At 64.7% G+C, this 15,416-nt stretch carries 15 protein-coding genes and 1 pseudogene; 10 read left to right on the top strand and 6 right to left on the bottom strand.

The window, feature by feature from the left end:
- Positions 1-278: 278 nt before the first annotated feature.
- Positions 279-818 (bottom strand): NADPH-dependent FMN reductase, encoded by a 540-nt coding sequence (locus QQ977_RS12260; RefSeq protein ID WP_285926060.1) that lies wholly within the window; start codon positions 816-818, stop codon positions 279-281.
- Between the two features lie 123 nt (positions 819-941).
- Positions 942-1,913, bottom strand: coding sequence for a DUF5787 family protein (locus QQ977_RS12255; protein WP_285926059.1), 972 nt, complete (start codon positions 1,911-1,913; stop codon positions 942-944).
- 206 nt (positions 1,914-2,119) lie between these two features.
- Between QQ977_RS12255 and QQ977_RS12250 the strand changes: the two genes are divergently transcribed.
- The 7 genes and pseudogenes from QQ977_RS12250 to QQ977_RS17345 all read left to right on the top strand — a co-directional run.
- Positions 2,120-3,352, top strand: a complete 1,233-nt coding sequence (locus tag QQ977_RS12250) for a translation initiation factor IF-2 subunit gamma (protein ID WP_285926058.1) — start codon at positions 2,120-2,122, stop codon at positions 3,350-3,352.
- Between the two features lie 4 nt (positions 3,353-3,356).
- Positions 3,357-3,740 (top strand): PIN domain-containing protein, encoded by a 384-nt coding sequence (locus QQ977_RS12245; RefSeq protein ID WP_285926057.1) that lies wholly within the window; start codon positions 3,357-3,359, stop codon positions 3,738-3,740.
- Complete coding sequence (locus tag QQ977_RS12240; protein WP_285926056.1) at positions 3,741-4,310, top strand: DNA-directed RNA polymerase; 570 nt, start codon at positions 3,741-3,743, stop codon at positions 4,308-4,310.
- 2 nt (positions 4,311-4,312) lie between these two features.
- Entirely contained in the window at positions 4,313-4,510 is a 198-nt protein-coding gene (gene spt4 / locus QQ977_RS12235) for a transcription elongation factor subunit Spt4 (protein ID WP_285926055.1), read from the top strand.
- Position 4,511: 1 nt separating this feature from the next.
- The gene (locus QQ977_RS12230; protein ID WP_285926054.1) at positions 4,512-5,078 is read left to right on the top strand and encodes a GTP-dependent dephospho-CoA kinase family protein; all 567 of its coding nucleotides are present in this window, start codon (positions 4,512-4,514) and stop codon (positions 5,076-5,078) included.
- Between the two features lie 49 nt (positions 5,079-5,127).
- Positions 5,128-6,216, top strand: a complete 1,089-nt coding sequence (locus QQ977_RS12225; RefSeq protein ID WP_285926053.1) for a geranylgeranyl reductase family protein — start codon at positions 5,128-5,130, stop codon at positions 6,214-6,216.
- A 121-nt stretch (positions 6,217-6,337) separates the two neighbouring features.
- A pseudogene (locus tag QQ977_RS17345) lies at positions 6,338-6,682 on the top strand (DUF5518 domain-containing protein); the annotation flags it as partial.
- Positions 6,683-6,807: 125 nt separating this feature from the next.
- Here QQ977_RS17345 and QQ977_RS12220 read toward each other — a convergent pair.
- The 4 genes from QQ977_RS12220 to pyrH form a co-directional block, all read right to left on the bottom strand.
- Complete coding sequence (locus QQ977_RS12220; protein WP_285926052.1) at positions 6,808-8,295, bottom strand: heme-binding protein; 1,488 nt, start codon at positions 8,293-8,295, stop codon at positions 6,808-6,810.
- 68 nt (positions 8,296-8,363) lie between these two features.
- The gene (locus QQ977_RS12215; protein WP_285926051.1) at positions 8,364-10,208 is read right to left on the bottom strand and encodes a site-2 protease family protein; all 1,845 of its coding nucleotides are present in this window, start codon (positions 10,206-10,208) and stop codon (positions 8,364-8,366) included.
- 47 nt (positions 10,209-10,255) lie between these two features.
- Positions 10,256-12,022 carry a lysine--tRNA ligase gene (gene lysS / locus QQ977_RS12210; protein ID WP_285926050.1) on the bottom strand — a complete coding sequence of 589 codons (1,767 nt, stop codon included), beginning with the start codon at positions 12,020-12,022 and terminating at the stop codon, positions 10,256-10,258.
- Complete coding sequence (gene pyrH / locus QQ977_RS12205) at positions 12,012-12,737, bottom strand: UMP kinase (RefSeq protein WP_285926049.1); 726 nt, start codon at positions 12,735-12,737, stop codon at positions 12,012-12,014. The genes lysS and pyrH overlap by 11 nt, the downstream gene beginning before the upstream one ends.
- Positions 12,738-12,856: 119 nt before the next feature.
- Here pyrH and QQ977_RS12200 point away from each other — a divergent pair, with 119 nt between their 5' ends.
- From QQ977_RS12200 to QQ977_RS12190, 3 genes are all read left to right on the top strand, one after another.
- Entirely contained in the window at positions 12,857-13,690 is an 834-nt protein-coding gene (locus QQ977_RS12200) for a molybdopterin synthase (protein ID WP_285926048.1), read from the top strand.
- Between the two features lie 234 nt (positions 13,691-13,924).
- On the top strand, positions 13,925-14,164 hold the full coding sequence (locus QQ977_RS12195; protein WP_285926047.1) for a DUF7123 family protein: 240 nt from the start codon (positions 13,925-13,927) through the stop codon (positions 14,162-14,164).
- A 121-nt stretch (positions 14,165-14,285) separates the two neighbouring features.
- Positions 14,286-15,407 (top strand): site-2 protease family protein, encoded by a 1,122-nt coding sequence (locus QQ977_RS12190; protein ID WP_285926046.1) that lies wholly within the window; start codon positions 14,286-14,288, stop codon positions 15,405-15,407.
- Positions 15,408-15,416: the final 9 nt, after the last annotated feature.

The raw sequence follows: 15,416 nt of genomic DNA, 5'->3' as shown, positions 1-15,416 counted from the left end.
TGTCACCTCTCTATCAGTTACCGGCTCACTGGCTGATAAAGCCTTTCGGCTGCGCTCGCAAGCGTGAGCGCGCTCGTTTGCTCCCGACTGGGATGAAGAAAGAAGCACGTCGTTGGGCTGTCAGGGACGGGTGACAAAATATCGAACCATCCGTTTCGAACGGAACTCTCCGTGTGGAATGTATATTGCCATATGAGCAACTGTAACCGAGACACCCTGGTTCGGCAGGACAGTTATCCGGTGGCCGGCTGCCACGGCCTGACGGCCGGAGAGGCAAGTCACACGTTCTGCAGCGACACGGCCTCCTCGATCGTGGACTCGATGTACGTCGTTACTGACGGGTTGTCCAACGTGAACCGGTCGAAGTCCTCCTCGGTGGCGAAGACGCTGGTCGTCGCCACGTCGACGCCGAGATAGACGAGCGTCGAGCGAAGTTGTCTCTCTATGACGAACTGATGGCGGTCGTCGCGACCGGTTGCGAGTATCCCTGCGGCGCGAGAGGTCTCCGTGAACGACTCGTACGGAATGTGATCGACGAGGTTTTTCAGCGCGCCGGACATTCCGCCGAAGTAGACCGGCGACGCGACGAGATAGATCTCCGCGTCGAGGACCATCGAAATCGCTTCGGTCGTGACCCCGTCGTACGCGTCGGGTTCGCGACCGTCGAATAGTTCCATCGGATACTCACGGAGGTCGAGCATCCGCACGGACAGACCCATCTCGGTACCGACCTCCGCGGCGACGCGTGCTAGCTCTTTGGTCCGTGACGGTTCGCGTCGACTTCCGCAGACGACGAGCACCGTCGGCGCTTCGCTCATGCACCGGGTTCGGTCGTCGTCCATCATAAACCCGCAGGGAGAACGGTGACGAATAGACGCGGTGCTTGAACGTCATCTCGAGTCGAAAGTGAACCACAGACGTCGCGTTCGGCTCCCGGACGCTCACGAGAACCGATCGAGACCGGACTGTCGCGGCGTTCGGCTCCCGGGCTCGGCGACCCACGGCGTTCGACGTTCGCGTTCCGTCTCGAGGTCGACGGCCGGACGCTCGGCTGGCTCGTAGCCCGCACACGAGGGACCACACTCCGTCGCCGCGTCGACGATCCGTCCCGTCCACGTACAGTACGGCAGCGTTGGCTCCGTCGTCGCCGGATCACACGCTCTACAGGCCGGCAGCTCGAACGTTCGCCACCCCTTTCCGTAGGCGCGTTCGGCCAGCCGGCGGCGTGCTCGAGCCTTGTCGGTCGGCGAGACGACCGCGACGTCCGTTCGGCCGGGGCGAGCCGCGATCGGTTCGATGCCCGGCTCCTCGACCGGCAACGGGGCGGGTTCGCGAACGACTTCGATCTCGAGGGAGTCGCCCTCGCGGTGGACGCGCCAGATGCCGACCGCGTCGGGGATGCGGTTGCGGTGGGCTCTCGTGACGTAGCTCTCGGTGGCGAGAATCGCCGCGTCGACGAGTGCGAGAGAGACGTCGGTTCGCAACTGGGCAGTGAGTTCTCCCGGTCGGCCGAGATCGGGCTTGTTCTCGATCCCGACGATCCGGCCGATCCAGTCCGGATAGCGGGTGACCTGTCGGACGTACTCCTGTCCGTTCCGGCGTTCGCGCTCGAAGAATCCGACCTCGAGGGCGCGCTCGAGTGCCCGGCGTGCGCGCTCGGGATGGTAGTCGAAGGCGTCCTTCCAGTGTCGGGCCCGCTCGGTGTCGACGGCCGACTCGATCGCAGCCGGCGGGATCGACTCGCCGGTGACGGCGACGCGCTCGTCGAATTCGGGGCCGGGTTCGACGTGGACGACGTCGACGATGCGCCCGCCCGGATCGGCCACGCTCGCGCCGAGTTGGCGCGCGAGGATCCCGTCGCTGCGTCGCTCGAGGTGGGCACACAGCTCGAGTTCGAACGCAAACTCGCTCACGGCCCTACCCAGGGACGGACGGTGCAAAAGGACGCGGGTTCGGGTTCGGTTTGTGCTGTTCCGCGTGTCCGTCTCACCTAGTGTATCCGCACGGTTCCGACGGCCGATCCGTCTGCGTGCGTGGATTTTCGACGGATGGACGCCGGCAGAACAGTAGGTTTATCAAGCGCACCGCGGAAGACTCATCCAAGATTACTCATCGTCTTATGGCAGGAAATCGACAACCGGAGGTGAACATCGGACTCGTCGGCCACGTCGACCACGGCAAGACGACGCTGGTGCAGGCACTTAGCGGGTCGTGGACGGACCAGCACTCAGAGGAGATGAAACGCGGCATCTCCATCCGGCTGGGCTACGCCGACGCGACGTTTCGGGAGTGCCCGGAGCTCGACGAGCCCGAGTGTTACACCGTAACGGAGGAGTGTCCGGACGGCAGCGAAAGTGAGCCGATCCGGACCGTCTCGTTCGTCGACGCCCCTGGTCACGAGACCCTGATGGCGACGATGCTGTCGGGGGCTGCGATCATGGACGGAGCCGTACTGGTCGTCAGTGCCAACGAGCCCGTCCCACAGCCCCAGACCGAGGAACACCTGATGGCGCTAGACATCATCGGGATCGACAACATCGTCGTCGCCCAGAACAAGGTCGACCTCGTCGACGCCGACCAGGCCCGACGGAACTACGAACAGATTCAGGAGTTCGTCGAGGGGACCGTCGCCGAAGATGCCCCCGTCGTCCCCATCTCGGCGGGTCAGAACGTCAACATGGACCTGCTCATCGGCGCGCTCGAGGAGGAGATCCCCACGCCCGGACGCGACCCCGACGTGGATCCGCGCATGCACGTCGCCCGGAGTTTCGACATCAACAAGCCCGGCACGACGTGGGAAGACCTCGCCGGCGGCGTCCTCGGGGGCAGCCTCGCCGAGGGCCAGCTCGAGGTCGGCGACGAGATCGAGATCCGGCCCGGCCGGGAGATCGACCGCGGTGGCCAGACCGAGTACGAGCCGATTCGGACGACCGTTCGCTCGCTGCAAGCCGGCGGGACGGACGTCGAGACGGCGACCCCCGGCGGGTTGCTCGGCGTCGGAACCGCACTCGATCCCGCGCTCACGAAAGGTGACGCGCTCGCGGGCCGGCTGGCGGGGCCGGCCGACACGCTGCCCCCGACCTGGCAGCAGTTTACGATGGACGTCGACCTGCTCGATCGCGTCGTCGGGACCGACGGTGGCGGGGAGATCGACGAGATCTCGACCGGCGAACCCCTGATGATGACGATCGGGACGGCGACGACCGTCGGCGCGGTTACGAGCGCTCGAGAGAACGAGTGTGAGGTCAATCTCAAACGACCCGTCTGTGCCGAGCCGGGCGCGAAGATTGCGATCAATCGCCGCATCGGTGCGCGCTGGCGGCTGATCGGCGTCGGTACCCTGAAAGCGTAAGGCGATGGAGCGGGTCGCCATCGACACCAGTGCGCTCATGATGCCGGTCGAACTCGACGTCAGGCTGTTCGACGAACTCGAGCGACTCCTCGAGTCGTTCGAGCCGGTCACGCCACAGCCGGTGTTGGAGGAGTTGCGCCGGCTCGCCGAGAAAGGTGGCACCGAGGGCACCGCAGCGAACGTGGGCCACGATCTGGCGACCGAACGCTGTCTCGCCGTCGACACGGAGGCATCGTACGCCGACGACGCGCTCGTCGAACTCGCCCGCCAGGGCCACGCCGACTACGTCGTCACGAACGACCGACCGCTTCGGGACCGCGTGCTCGAGGCGGGTGTACCGGTAATTGCATTACGCGGGAGAAACAAACTAGCGATCACTCGACCATAGATGTACAAACGGGTCAGATTGAAAGACACGGTGGAGGTACCGCCGAAGGAGCTGGGCGACGTCTCGCCCGGGCTGGTCAAGCGACTGCTCCAGGACAAACTCGAAGGACGGATGGACGAGGAAGTAGGCAGCGTCGTCTCGGTCACCGAAGTTCACGATATCGGCAAGGGTGCGGTCTTGCCCAATCGGCCGGGCGTCTACTACGAGGCGGAGTTCGACGCTGTCACCTTCGATCCGCAGATGCAAGAGGTCGTCGACGGCACCGTCGTCGAGGTCGTCGAGTTCGGTGCGTTCGTCGGGATCGGCCCGGTCGACGGCCTGTTGCACGTCTCCCAGATCTCCGACGAATACCTCGCCTTCGACGGCGAGAACCAGCGCCTCTCCTCGAACGAGTCCGACCGCGCACTCGGCGTCGACGACGCCGTCCGGGCCCGCATCGTCACCAAGAGCATCGACGAGCGCAACCCGCGGGACTCGAAGATCGGGCTCACGGCCAAACAGCCCGGACTGGGCAAACACGGCTGGCTCAAAGAGGACCGGGACGCACAAGAAGCCACCACGGGTGAGTAACGATGGCATCCAACCGCCTCGCCTGCCGGGAGTGTCACACGATAAACGATCCCGACGCCGAAACCTGCGAGAACTGTAGCTCCTCGTCGCTGACCGAGGACTGGGCCGGCTACGTCTCGATCTCCCATCCCGAGGACAGCGAGATCGCCACGGAGATGCAGGTCACCGAGCCGGGCGCGTACGCACTCAAGGTCCGCTGACGTGACTCGCGATACGGACGACGCGACGGCCGCGTCCGACGAGCCGTTGCTCACTCTCCCCGAGTCGCTTCGGAGCGAACTCAAAGATCCTCTGGGTCCGATCGAAACCGACGCGTCCGACCTGCTCGCCCAAGCTGACGGGCCGATCGTCGCCGTCGGCGACGTCGTCACCTACCACCTCCGCGAAGCCGGCCACGAACCCGCCATCGCCCTCGTCGACGGACGTACCAAACGCAGTGCCGTCGACGAGGAGATCCGTGAAGCGGTGACGACCGGCGCGACGCTCGAGGTCGTCAACCCGCCCGCCGCGATCACCGTCGACCTGCTCGAGGCCCTCTGTGCGGCTCTCGAGGCCCCCGAGCCGACCACGATCCTCGTCGACGGTGAGGAAGACCTCGCGACGCTGCCGGCGATCGTCGCCGCCCCCGAGGGTGCACACGTCGTCTACGGCCAGCCAGACGAGGGGATGGTCCTCGTCGAGGTCGACGAGGAGGTCCGCGAGGAGGTCCGGTCGCTGCTCGAGCGCTTCGAGGGCGACCACGAGCGGCTGTGGACGCTGCTCGAGTGAGGTACCGATCTCGAGAAACTATTTATCGCCGGACGAGAACGTGACGGACATGTACGACTTCGTGACCGTGGGCGTCGGTCCGCCGGGGGCCCGATTCGCACGACGGGCAGCCGAGCAAGGGTACGACGTGCTGGCACTCGAGTCGGGAACGATCGGCGATCCGCTCGCGTGCTCCGGACACGTCAGCACGGACGTCTGGGCGTTTACGGGCGAGGATGCACGCACGGAGCTGTTGCAAAACGAGGTCTACGGCGCACGCTTTCACGTCGGCGGTCCCGACAGCAGCGCCTACCCGTTCTACAAGCCCGAGGCCGTTTCGAACGTCATCGATCGGGTCGGGCTCGACCGTCACCTCGCCGAACTCGCGGGCGAGGCGGGTGCGGACGTCCGCGACGGTCACACCGTCACCGCGGTCACGGAGTATTCCGACCGGGTCGAACTCGAGGTCCAGGGGCCGGGCGGCACCGAGACCGTCGCGGCGAAGATGGTCGCGGGCTGTGACGGACCGCGCTCGAAGGTTCGGTCAGAACTCGCCTTACCCGAGCCCGACGAACTGCTCCACGGCGTGCTCGCGTTCGCGACGGATCCGGACCACGGGAACTTCGTCGACGTCCACCTCACCGCGCCGCGGTTTTTCGCCTGGCGGATCCCACGCGGCGAGGCGGGCGTCGAGTACGGCCTCGCCGCGCCGCCGGGTGTCCAGGTCGGCAAACACTTCGAGGAGCTGATCGACGGCTACGAGGTCGCGGTCACGGACCGCTGTTCGGGCGTGATCCCTATTGGACCGCCAGACCGCGTGACGACCCGTCGAGGGTTCCTGATCGGCGACGCCGCCGCCCAGACCAAGCCGTTTACTGGCGGCGGAATCCTCTATGGAATGACAAGCGCCGACCACGCCGCAGGCGAGATCGATCCCGATCGGCCGACCACGCTCGCCGCCTACGAACGGGCCTGGCGCGAGGAGCTCGAGCGAGAGATCGAACTCGGTCACCTGATCCGGCGGGCCTACTCGCTCCCGGAGCCGCTCCAGCGGATCGGTCTCCGGGCGCTCTCGGGCGAGATCGGCGTTCACATGGATCGGCCGAGCTCCGTCCTCTCGCTCGAGCACCTGAAAGCGACGTTCTCTCTCCCCCGCTAAGGACAGTCGCGTGCGATACGCCGGTCACCCGGTGATACGAAGTTATCAGAATGGGATCATGTATCGAAAATGGTCATCGATACAAACCTATTAGGGAGTAGTATTTCACTCCCCCGTCACAGTTCTCGTAAACTGGCTGCCACACTCCGAGGCGGACATCGCGGGTGGAATGATGATTATCGGTGGGTTTCTCGCGGGAGTGATAGCTGTCATTCACTCGGCAGACCCGAATGCCGCCGGACTTCGTGTCGGTTTTCTCGGTGGAGTCATAGCAATACTCACACCTATCGTAGCGGCGGACGGTCCCACTACCGATACCGTGATAGCGTGGCCACCACCGTTCAGCGTGGTGTTTTTCGTCGTGATAGTGCTTGTTCTCGCCTCACTATTCGGCTTGGTGTTCGGTCGAATCGGTGGCTGGGTGGTGACTACTGTTACTACTCGATGGACAGCGACCTCGTCGTAACAACGTTACCGCCGATATCAGACGTGTACGTCTGTGATCGCACTGGCACTGGAGTACGCAGGGCCGTTCCGACGGGGACACACCGTGCTCCCGCCGAGCAGAGCCGAACACGAAGATGACCCGTGTCAGGCGAGGAAGACGTGCCGGGGCCGGTCTGCGAGCACGTCCCGGCCGTACTCGACAGTCTCGGCGAACTCGTCGCTGCGGAAAAATGCCATCGCGTCCTCGCGGGAATCCCAGCGGCTGGCGATGAACATGTCGTTTTCGTCCTCGTGGTTGACGAGCAGGTCGCTCTTTCGGTGACCGTCCATTCCCGACAGGACGGTACCGACGTCCTCGAACGTGCCGACGAAGTCCTCGCGGTGGTCGGGTTTGACCGTGTAGAACATGCCCATCGTCCCCCACGAATCCGTTTCGTCGTCGCCGGCTTGACGGACGACGTCGGGCAATTCGGCGAGGAAACCGGCAGCCGTCTCCGCCGCACGCTCGGTCTCCCAGAGGCTCACGACGGCGTTTTCGTCGCCTCCGTCGTGTGACCCGTAGACTGCGGTCTTGACGTGTGTGTCGTAGTGATCGAAGTTCGTCCGGAGGCCGTCGACCTCCTCGAAGAGCTCGTCGACGTCGGCCGTCGAGTAGAGCACGACCGCGTGGACGTCCTCGCCGTGGGGCGAGCCCGCGTAGACGCCCTGGTCCTCGAGTTCGCTTCTGACGGCCTCGCCTTCGTCCGTCCCCTCGTCCGACTCGCCGTGTGGGCGGCCCTCACCGTGTGGCGAGTCGCCCGCACCCGCATGGGGGTGTCCGCGTTCTCCCTCGTCGTGACCTTCGGCCGGCTCCTGGGAGACAGCCTCGCCGGCGAGGAACGCATCGAGGTTCTCCGGGGCGAACCGGCGGCCGACGTAGAACGATCCGAACTCGGCGTACCTCGAGGTCGAGGGATCGAAGCGCATCTCGTACAGCAGGTCTTTGATATCCGTCGGATCGTCGGCGAACAGGGTCACGCCCCACTCGTAATCGTCGAAGCCGATGCTGCTCGAGATGACCTGGGTGACCTTCCCCGCGTAGGCCTTGCCGATCTCGCCGTGGGCCTCGAGGTGCTCGGCGCGTTCATCGTAGGGCAGATCGTACCAGTTGTCGGTCTCGCCGCGGCGTTTGTCCATCGGGTAGAAGTTGACGTACTCGGCGTCCGGGATCGACGGGTGCAGCCGCATCCGGATGTAGTTCTCGATGCCGGCGTCGACCTCGCCGTCCTCGAAGTACTCGCTCGAGACGTACCCCGAGACCTCGGTCACCGAGACGTAGGAGTCGGTTCGATCGGTGAACTCGGCTACTGCGGTCTGTTCGAACTGCCGTTCTAGCTCGTCGAGAGCCGCCATCGACGGCCGGAGGTGGAGCACCAGGAGGTCCGCTTCGTGGCCGAGCACCGTAAACGTCGCCGAGTCGCCCTCCTCGGCGTCGTCGAGGCGTTCACAGGAAGCGAGAAACTCGCTACCGTCCTCGATGGCTCGCTCGCGGCGGTGGTCAGGAGCGTCTCGCCAGGCGTCCCAGTCGATCGACCGGAAGTCGTGAAGGACGTACCATCCCTCGTCGGTCGGTGGCGCTTCGCGTCGTTCCATATCGTCGGGTTAGGATGGGGACGATAAGAAAGGTCCGTTTGTGTTTGTCCAGCGCGACGTCCGATCGATCATCCGGCAAACAGGGACGGACCGAACACCATGAGGAGGAAACTCACGAGCATCGTCAGTCCGATCATCGTCGTCACGGACCGCACCATGCCACGGGTCGTCTCGATCGGCAGCCGCGAGAGAATCGCTTCGGTGCTGGTCCGCAAGATGTGTCCGCCGTCGAGCGGGAAGGCCGGAATGCAGTTGAAAAACCCGAGCTGGACGTTGATCCACCCGGTCCAGAAAAGCAGGTTCGCGACCGCGAAGACGGTGCCGTCACCGAACAGAGAAAGCGCACCTCGCGTCTCGTAGAAGTTCTCGATACCACCGGTGAAGCCGGCGAAGTTAAACGGCAACAGCTCGAGGAAGCCGACGATCGGCAACCCGAGCGCGATGACGATCTTCCCGAGGAACGAGTCGACGAACGTGTCGCTGACGCTGCTGTCGCCGCCGCCGCCGAGTAAGGCGAGGTACTCGTCGGCCGGATAGAGCTGGATGCCGATGTCGTTTACGGAGAGTCCGGAGACGCCTGCGATCCCTCTGATACCGAGAAAGCCGCTGTCCTCGCGGGGGTTCTCATCGAGCGTGACGTCGTACTCGACGGTGTCACCGTCGTGATAGCCCGTGACAGTAACGTCTTCGTCAGGCTCCGTCTCGGCCAAGACCACCTCGAGGTCGTCGTAGGTCGTCAGCTCCTGATCGTCGATCTCGGTGATTACGAACAGTTCGCCCGCGGGACCGCCGGCAGTCGCGAGAGGGCCGTCCGGGGCGACCTGGACGGCCGCACCGATCGGCACGTCACGGTCCTCGCGATCGCCATCTTCGTCCTCGACGGTCAAGGTGGCGACCGACTCGTTCTCGACGGTCTCGAGGAAGCCGCGCTCGGTCGCGACGGGTTCGTCCTCGACGGCGACGATGGTGTCACCTGTGACGACGCCGACGGTGTCGTCCCCGGCCGAGGCGGTCACAAGCACCGACCGTTCGACGGTCGTCGTGCGCTCCCCGTCGTTGAGCTCGACCGCCACCTCGTCGGCGTCGGTCTCTTGGAGTGTCGCCGCGAGGTCGTCGTTGGTCTCGAGGTCGGTGCCGTCGACGGCCGTGATCCGGTCGTTCGGTTCGATCTCGGCCGCCTCGGCGGGCGATCCCGGGGCGACGCCGCCGACGGCGGCGCCGGGTGCGACGCTGATCGCGCCGACGATCGGACCGAAGAGCAACGCGAACGCGACGATCGTGACCGCGAAGTTGAACGTGACGCCGGCGGCGAACATCCGGGTCTGACCGCCACGATCGGTCTCGCGCTGATCTCTCTCGTCGGGTTCGACGAACGCGCCGATCGGGAGGATCGCCAACATTGCGACACCCATCGACTCGATGTCGATGTCCTCGACCCGACAGAGCAGACCGTGGCCACCCTCGTGGACGACGAGTCCGACGAGCAGTCCGAAGACGATCCCCGGGGCCGCAGAAAGCGGCAGGAAGTCGTTGACGCCCGGGATGACGAGGACGTTCTGTGGCTGTTGAACCTCCGTCGTCTCCGGGGCCTGAAGCGCAGAGAGCGCCGCGATCAGCAACATCGCGAACATGCCGACCATCACGACGATCGCGATTCCGACGCCGAGGTTGGCCCAGGCTCGCCAGAACCGCTTCGGACCGGCGAGGCGATCGAGGAACGCGCGGCCGCGTTTCGTGTGTATCGTCATAATCGGTCCCTGCGCGCCGACGTAGCCGGGGAGCAGGCCACCCTTGCGCAGGGCCACGAGCGCGAGCCAGTAGGCCGCGACGCCAACGAGAATCCAGGTGAGCGTGCTCGAGCCGAACACCTCGGGGACCGAGAGGAAGGCGGGCGAGGAGAGGCCGTAGTCCATCACTCCTATCTCGGAGGCCAGTTCTCAAATGGCTTTTGTCTCTCCAGCTATCGCTCGCGGCGCAGCCGTGCGACGACGAACTCCCGATCGACCTTCGCGAGGAAGGTGCCGAGTTTCGGTCCCTGCTGTTCGTCGAAAAAGAGCCGGTAACCGGCGGCGAAGAAGTCGCCGACGTCGACGTCGTGGCGCTTTGCCGTCTCGTAGATCTCGCCTTGGATCTCCTCGGGCTCGTGGCCTTCCTCGATGAAGTCAGCGAGTTCGTCGAGCGCCGTCTCGGTCGCCTCGTCGAACTCGTGGTCGGGTATTTCGGATCGTTTGAGCTCGTAGTCGAACTCGTTGCCCGTCCGTCGAGCCCAGTTGCGCGCTCGCTCGACCCGTGCCAGCGCATCCTCGATTGCCCACTCGGGAGCGTCCGCTGGAATGTGTCCCTCCCGGCGAGCGATCTCCTCGCGCAAGTCGGGATCGTCGGTCATGCCGAGCACCGCGGCGAAAGTGTAAGGCAGTCGGATTCGCTCCTCGCGAGACTCCTCTGCGTGCCGGTCGACACGCTCCGGATCGGCGGCGGCAGCCGCCCCATCGACCACGAACGGATAGACGCGGTCGGCGAACTCGCGTTCGTCTTCGCTGGCTTCGACCTCGTCGAAGTAGATCCGCTCGAAGCGGTCGAACTCGTCGACCAGCTGATCGAGTCGTTCGATGCTGAAGTCGCGTGCCTTCGAGGGGTCTTTCGCGAAGAAGTACCGCAGGACTTCGGGCTCTAACAGCTCGAGCACCTCCGAGACGAGGATCACGTTGCCCGCCGACGAGGAGAATGGCTCGCCGTCGAGGGTGAACCACTCGTAGACCATCGGCACGGGCGGTTCGATCTCGAGGACGTTGCGGGCGACGTCCTGGCCGCTCGGCCAGGAGCCCTCGGCGTGGTCCTTGCCGAACGGCTCGAAGTCGACGCCAAGGACTTGCCACTGGGCGGGCCACTCGAAGCGCCAGGGCAGTTTCCCCTCCCGGAACGTCGCTTCCCCCTCGTGACCACAGCCCTCGATAGTCCGATCGCCAGCTTCCATGTCGGTACAGCGGTACTCGACGGTGCCGGCCGTCTCTCGGGTCTCGTCGCTCCCCGCTCGACCGTCCGAGGCGCTAGACGCCTCGCCACCGACGTCGACGTCGGTCACCGTTTCGGTGATCTTCCCACACTCCGCACAGATCGGGTTGAACGGGACGTAGTCGTCGTCGACCTTGTCCTGGTAGGAAGCGAGGACCTCTCGGGCGCGATCCTCGTTTTCGAGGACGTGGGAGACGACGTCCTCGAGTTCGCCCGACTCGTACAGTTCCGTCGTCGAGACGAACTCGATGGGGACGTCGACGGCGTCGGCGCTGTCCTCGATGATGGTCGCGAAGTGGTCACCATAGGAGTCACAGCAGCCAAACGGATCGGGAACGTCGGTGTAGGGCACGCCGAGGTTCCGACCGAGCGCGCCGGCGTCGACCTCGCCTAAGTCGACGAGGTTCCCCTCGAGGTCACACAGCGTTCGGGGGAGCTTCCGGAGCGGGTCGCGGTCGTCGGCGGTGAACACCTGCTCGACCTCGTAGCCGCGATCGCGAAGCACCTCGGCGACGAAGTAGCCCCGCAGGATCTCGTTGACGTTGCCGAGGTGGGGGACGCCGGAGGGCGAGATGCCGCCTTTGACGACGATCGGCTCGTCCGGCTCCCGGGAGACGATCCGATCCGCCACTTCATCAGCCCAGAAGGCGTGGTGGTCGTCTCCGTCCTCGGCCTGGAGGGTGTACGGACGTTCGGAGTCGTTCTCAATTGTCATCGCTGGCCCAGTAGGTCGGTTCTTCGCCGACGTTTTCGGGAATGACGTCGGTGCCGTCGTGTTTCCCGTGACGGACCGCCCGTGCAATCCGGTCGGGATCGGTACCGTCGAGGACGATGGTCCGCATCCCCGAGCGCTGGATGATCTTCGCCGCGAGCAGGTCGACGGGCGCTGAAGAGCCGGCGGTCATCTCGATGGAGGCGATGACGTCGACGAGTTCGGCAGCTGCGAGTTCGTCGTGTTTGGTCGCTCCGTCGACCTCGTTGGGGTCGGCGTCGTAGACGCCGGGAACGCTCGTCGCGTAGACGAGCAGATCGGCGTCGACGTACTCCGCGAGTGCAGCGGCGACGGCGTCGGTCGTCTGGCCGGGGGCGACGCCACCCATGACACAGATCTCGCCCTGCCTGAGTGCCTCGCCTCCTTCCTCGTAGTCGAGTGCGGGCGCGGTCACCGCGTCCTCGCCGAGTCCGGCGATGAGCAGCCGGGCATTGAGCCGGGTGACGTCGATTCCAAGCTGGTCGAGCTCGATCTCGTTCGCACCGAGATTTCGAGCGGCCCCGATGTACGTGCGTGCGACGCCGCCGCCGCCGACGACGGCACCGACCCGACAGCCGTCTGCGACCAGCTCGTCGATGACGGCGGCGTACTCGCCAGCCCGATTCGTACCCGGATCGGGCACGAGCACGCTCCCGCCGATAGAAACGACCACTTTCATGCTATCGCGGTGTAACCGGGATGCGTTCTTAAGGGTTGCCAACCACCCCGACCATAGACTGGACGACAGATGCGACCGACGGCGACAGCTACAAACCCTAACCGAACCACGGTTGACGTATGCACGTGCTTGGTGTACTCGACCGTGGTACACGCGACGGCGCTCTCGAGCGAGCCGTCGACAGAATCGTCGATCGACTCTCCCAGGACGGACGCGTCGGCGTCGTCTGGTACGACGCCACGATCGCCGACGGCACGTCGGCGCTACGGGACGAGACGCTCACCGTCGGCGGCGACGTCACCTACGACCTCGGTGCCGACGGCGACTGGACCGCAAACGGCACCGGCCTATCGGTCGCCGACGCGATCGATACGCTCGCGACCGACTGCGAGTACGCTGTCGTCGCCGGCGTCGAGTCGCTTCGGTATCCGACCGTCGTCGTCGGCGACGACGAGGACGTTCCCGACTCGACTATCGCAACCGCTCGAACGCCCGCTGACCTCGACCTTGAGGCCGTCGTCGCCGATCTCGAGGCGACCGAACCCCACAGGACTCTCGAATCGCTGGTGGCCAGAATCAAGCGGTCGCCTGACGCGGACAAGGCGGGCGCGATTGCGACCTTCACCGGACGCGTCCGGGCGAGAGACGACCCGGACGACGAGCGAACGGAGTACCTCGAGTTTGAGAAGTACGAGGGCGTCGCCGAACAGCGCCTCGCCTCGCTGCAGGCCGACCTCGAGTCCCGCGACGGCGTCTACGCCGTCGAACTGTTCCATCGGACTGGCGTCGTTCGCGACGGCGAGGACATCGTCTTCGTCGTCGTGCTCGCCGGCCACCGCGAGGAGGCGTTCCGGACCGTCGAGGACGGCATCAACCGGCTGAAAGACGAGGTACCACTGTTCAAAAAGGAAGTGACGGTCGACGACGAGTTCTGGGTCCACGAACGCTCCTGATCGTCGCTTCGGACTTCCGGACGATGTCGACCGGATTCCAACCGCACCCTCCCCTCAGTCGGAGATAACGAACTAGAAGCGGCTATAAAATTTCTAAAGAGATATGAGAGTGTCGTAAAACGTCCTGTAACGTTCGGTGAAAGCTTCGAAGACGCTCGAATTTCTAAACGTAGTCGAAACGTGACTAACCGACCAGCCGTTATATCATCTGCTGGGCGAAAGGGATATCTGTCGATGAGCACGACAGCCCAAACCTCCACGGAAAGCAAAGAACACCGCCTGAAGCGGTACCTGCGCGAGCGCGCCGAAGACGGTGAACTCTACTTCAAGGGCAAGTTCATCGCGGACGACGTCGGCCTCTCCCCGAAGGAGATCGGCGCGCTCATGGTGAAACTCTCGGAGTCGGCCTCCGACCTCGAGATCGAGAAGTGGTCGTACACGGGTGCGACCACGTGGCGCGTCGAACCCGCTTGATCCCCATCGAACCTGCCTTCCCCGCATCCCCGCCGAGAACTGATCGCCGGCGCCGACTTACAACGGCCGTACGACGACCGGTTGCAGTCGATTTATACTTGACGACGAGTAACAACTGCTAATGGACGACGCCGACGAGTTCGATCCAGGCCCTCCTCTCGAGACGATCGGATCGGTGTTTGCCGTCTACGAGACGCGAACCGACGGCGAACGGTTGTTCTACTACGGCGATCCGCTGGTCGACCCCGAGTCGATGATGCGAGAGCTATGGCCCGCGTTCCGTGATGCGGGTTACGAGGCGCAGTTTACCCGACGACACGGCGAGTACGTCATCGTTGCCGAGCCGACGAACACCGGTATCGACGGCATTCCGTGGACGAACGTCGTGTTGTTTCTCGCGACGGTCGCCTCGACGCTGTTCGCTGGCGCGATGTGGTATCACATCGATCCGTTCGCGGAACCGCTCGAGATCTGGCGGGCCTGGCCGTTCTCGGTTGCGATCTTGCTCGTACTCGGCGTCCACGAGATGGGCCACTACGTGATGAGTCGGTACCACGACGTCGACGCATCGTTGCCGTACTTCCTTCCGGTCCCGACGATCATCGGCACGATGGGAGCAGTCATCAAGATGAAAGGTAGAATGCCCGACCGGAAGGCGCTGTTCGACATCGGCGTCGCCGGCCCCCTTGCCGGGCTAGTCGCGACGGTCGTCGTCACCGTCGTCGGACTTCACCTTCCACCCGTAATCGCGCCGGCGGAGCTGGCAAACGATCCCGACGCGATCCGGTTACAGCTAGGGTATCCACCCCTGCTCGAGTTGCTCGCGGCGGCGTTCGACCAGCCGCTGTATCGCGACGATCCGACGACGTCGGTCAATCCGGTCGTCATCGGCGGCTGGGTCGGAATGTTCGTCACGTTCTTGAACCTGATCCCCGTCGGCCAACTCGACGGCGGACACATCCTCCGGGCGATGGTCGGCGACCGCCAGGAGACGGTCGCTGCGCTCGTTCCCGGCGTTCTCTTCGCGCTGGCGGGCTATCTCTACTACGTCGGCGGCTACGACGGAAACTCGGTGCTCATCTGGGTCTTCTGGGGGTTTTTCGCCACCCTCATCGCCGCGGCGGGACCGGCAAAGCCGGTCGTCGACGACCGACTGGGGGCTGAACGGATCCTTCTTGGAATCGTGACCTTCGTCCTTGGCGTGCTCTGTTTCATGCCGGTGCCGATCGAGATCGTAAGCTAAAACCAGTGA

The organism is Natrialbaceae archaeon AArc-T1-2 (assembly GCF_030273315.1).
Taxonomy (GTDB): Archaea; Halobacteriota; Halobacteria; order Halobacteriales; family Natrialbaceae; genus Tc-Br11-E2g1.
This window is presented reverse-complemented; position numbering and strand designations above follow the sequence as displayed.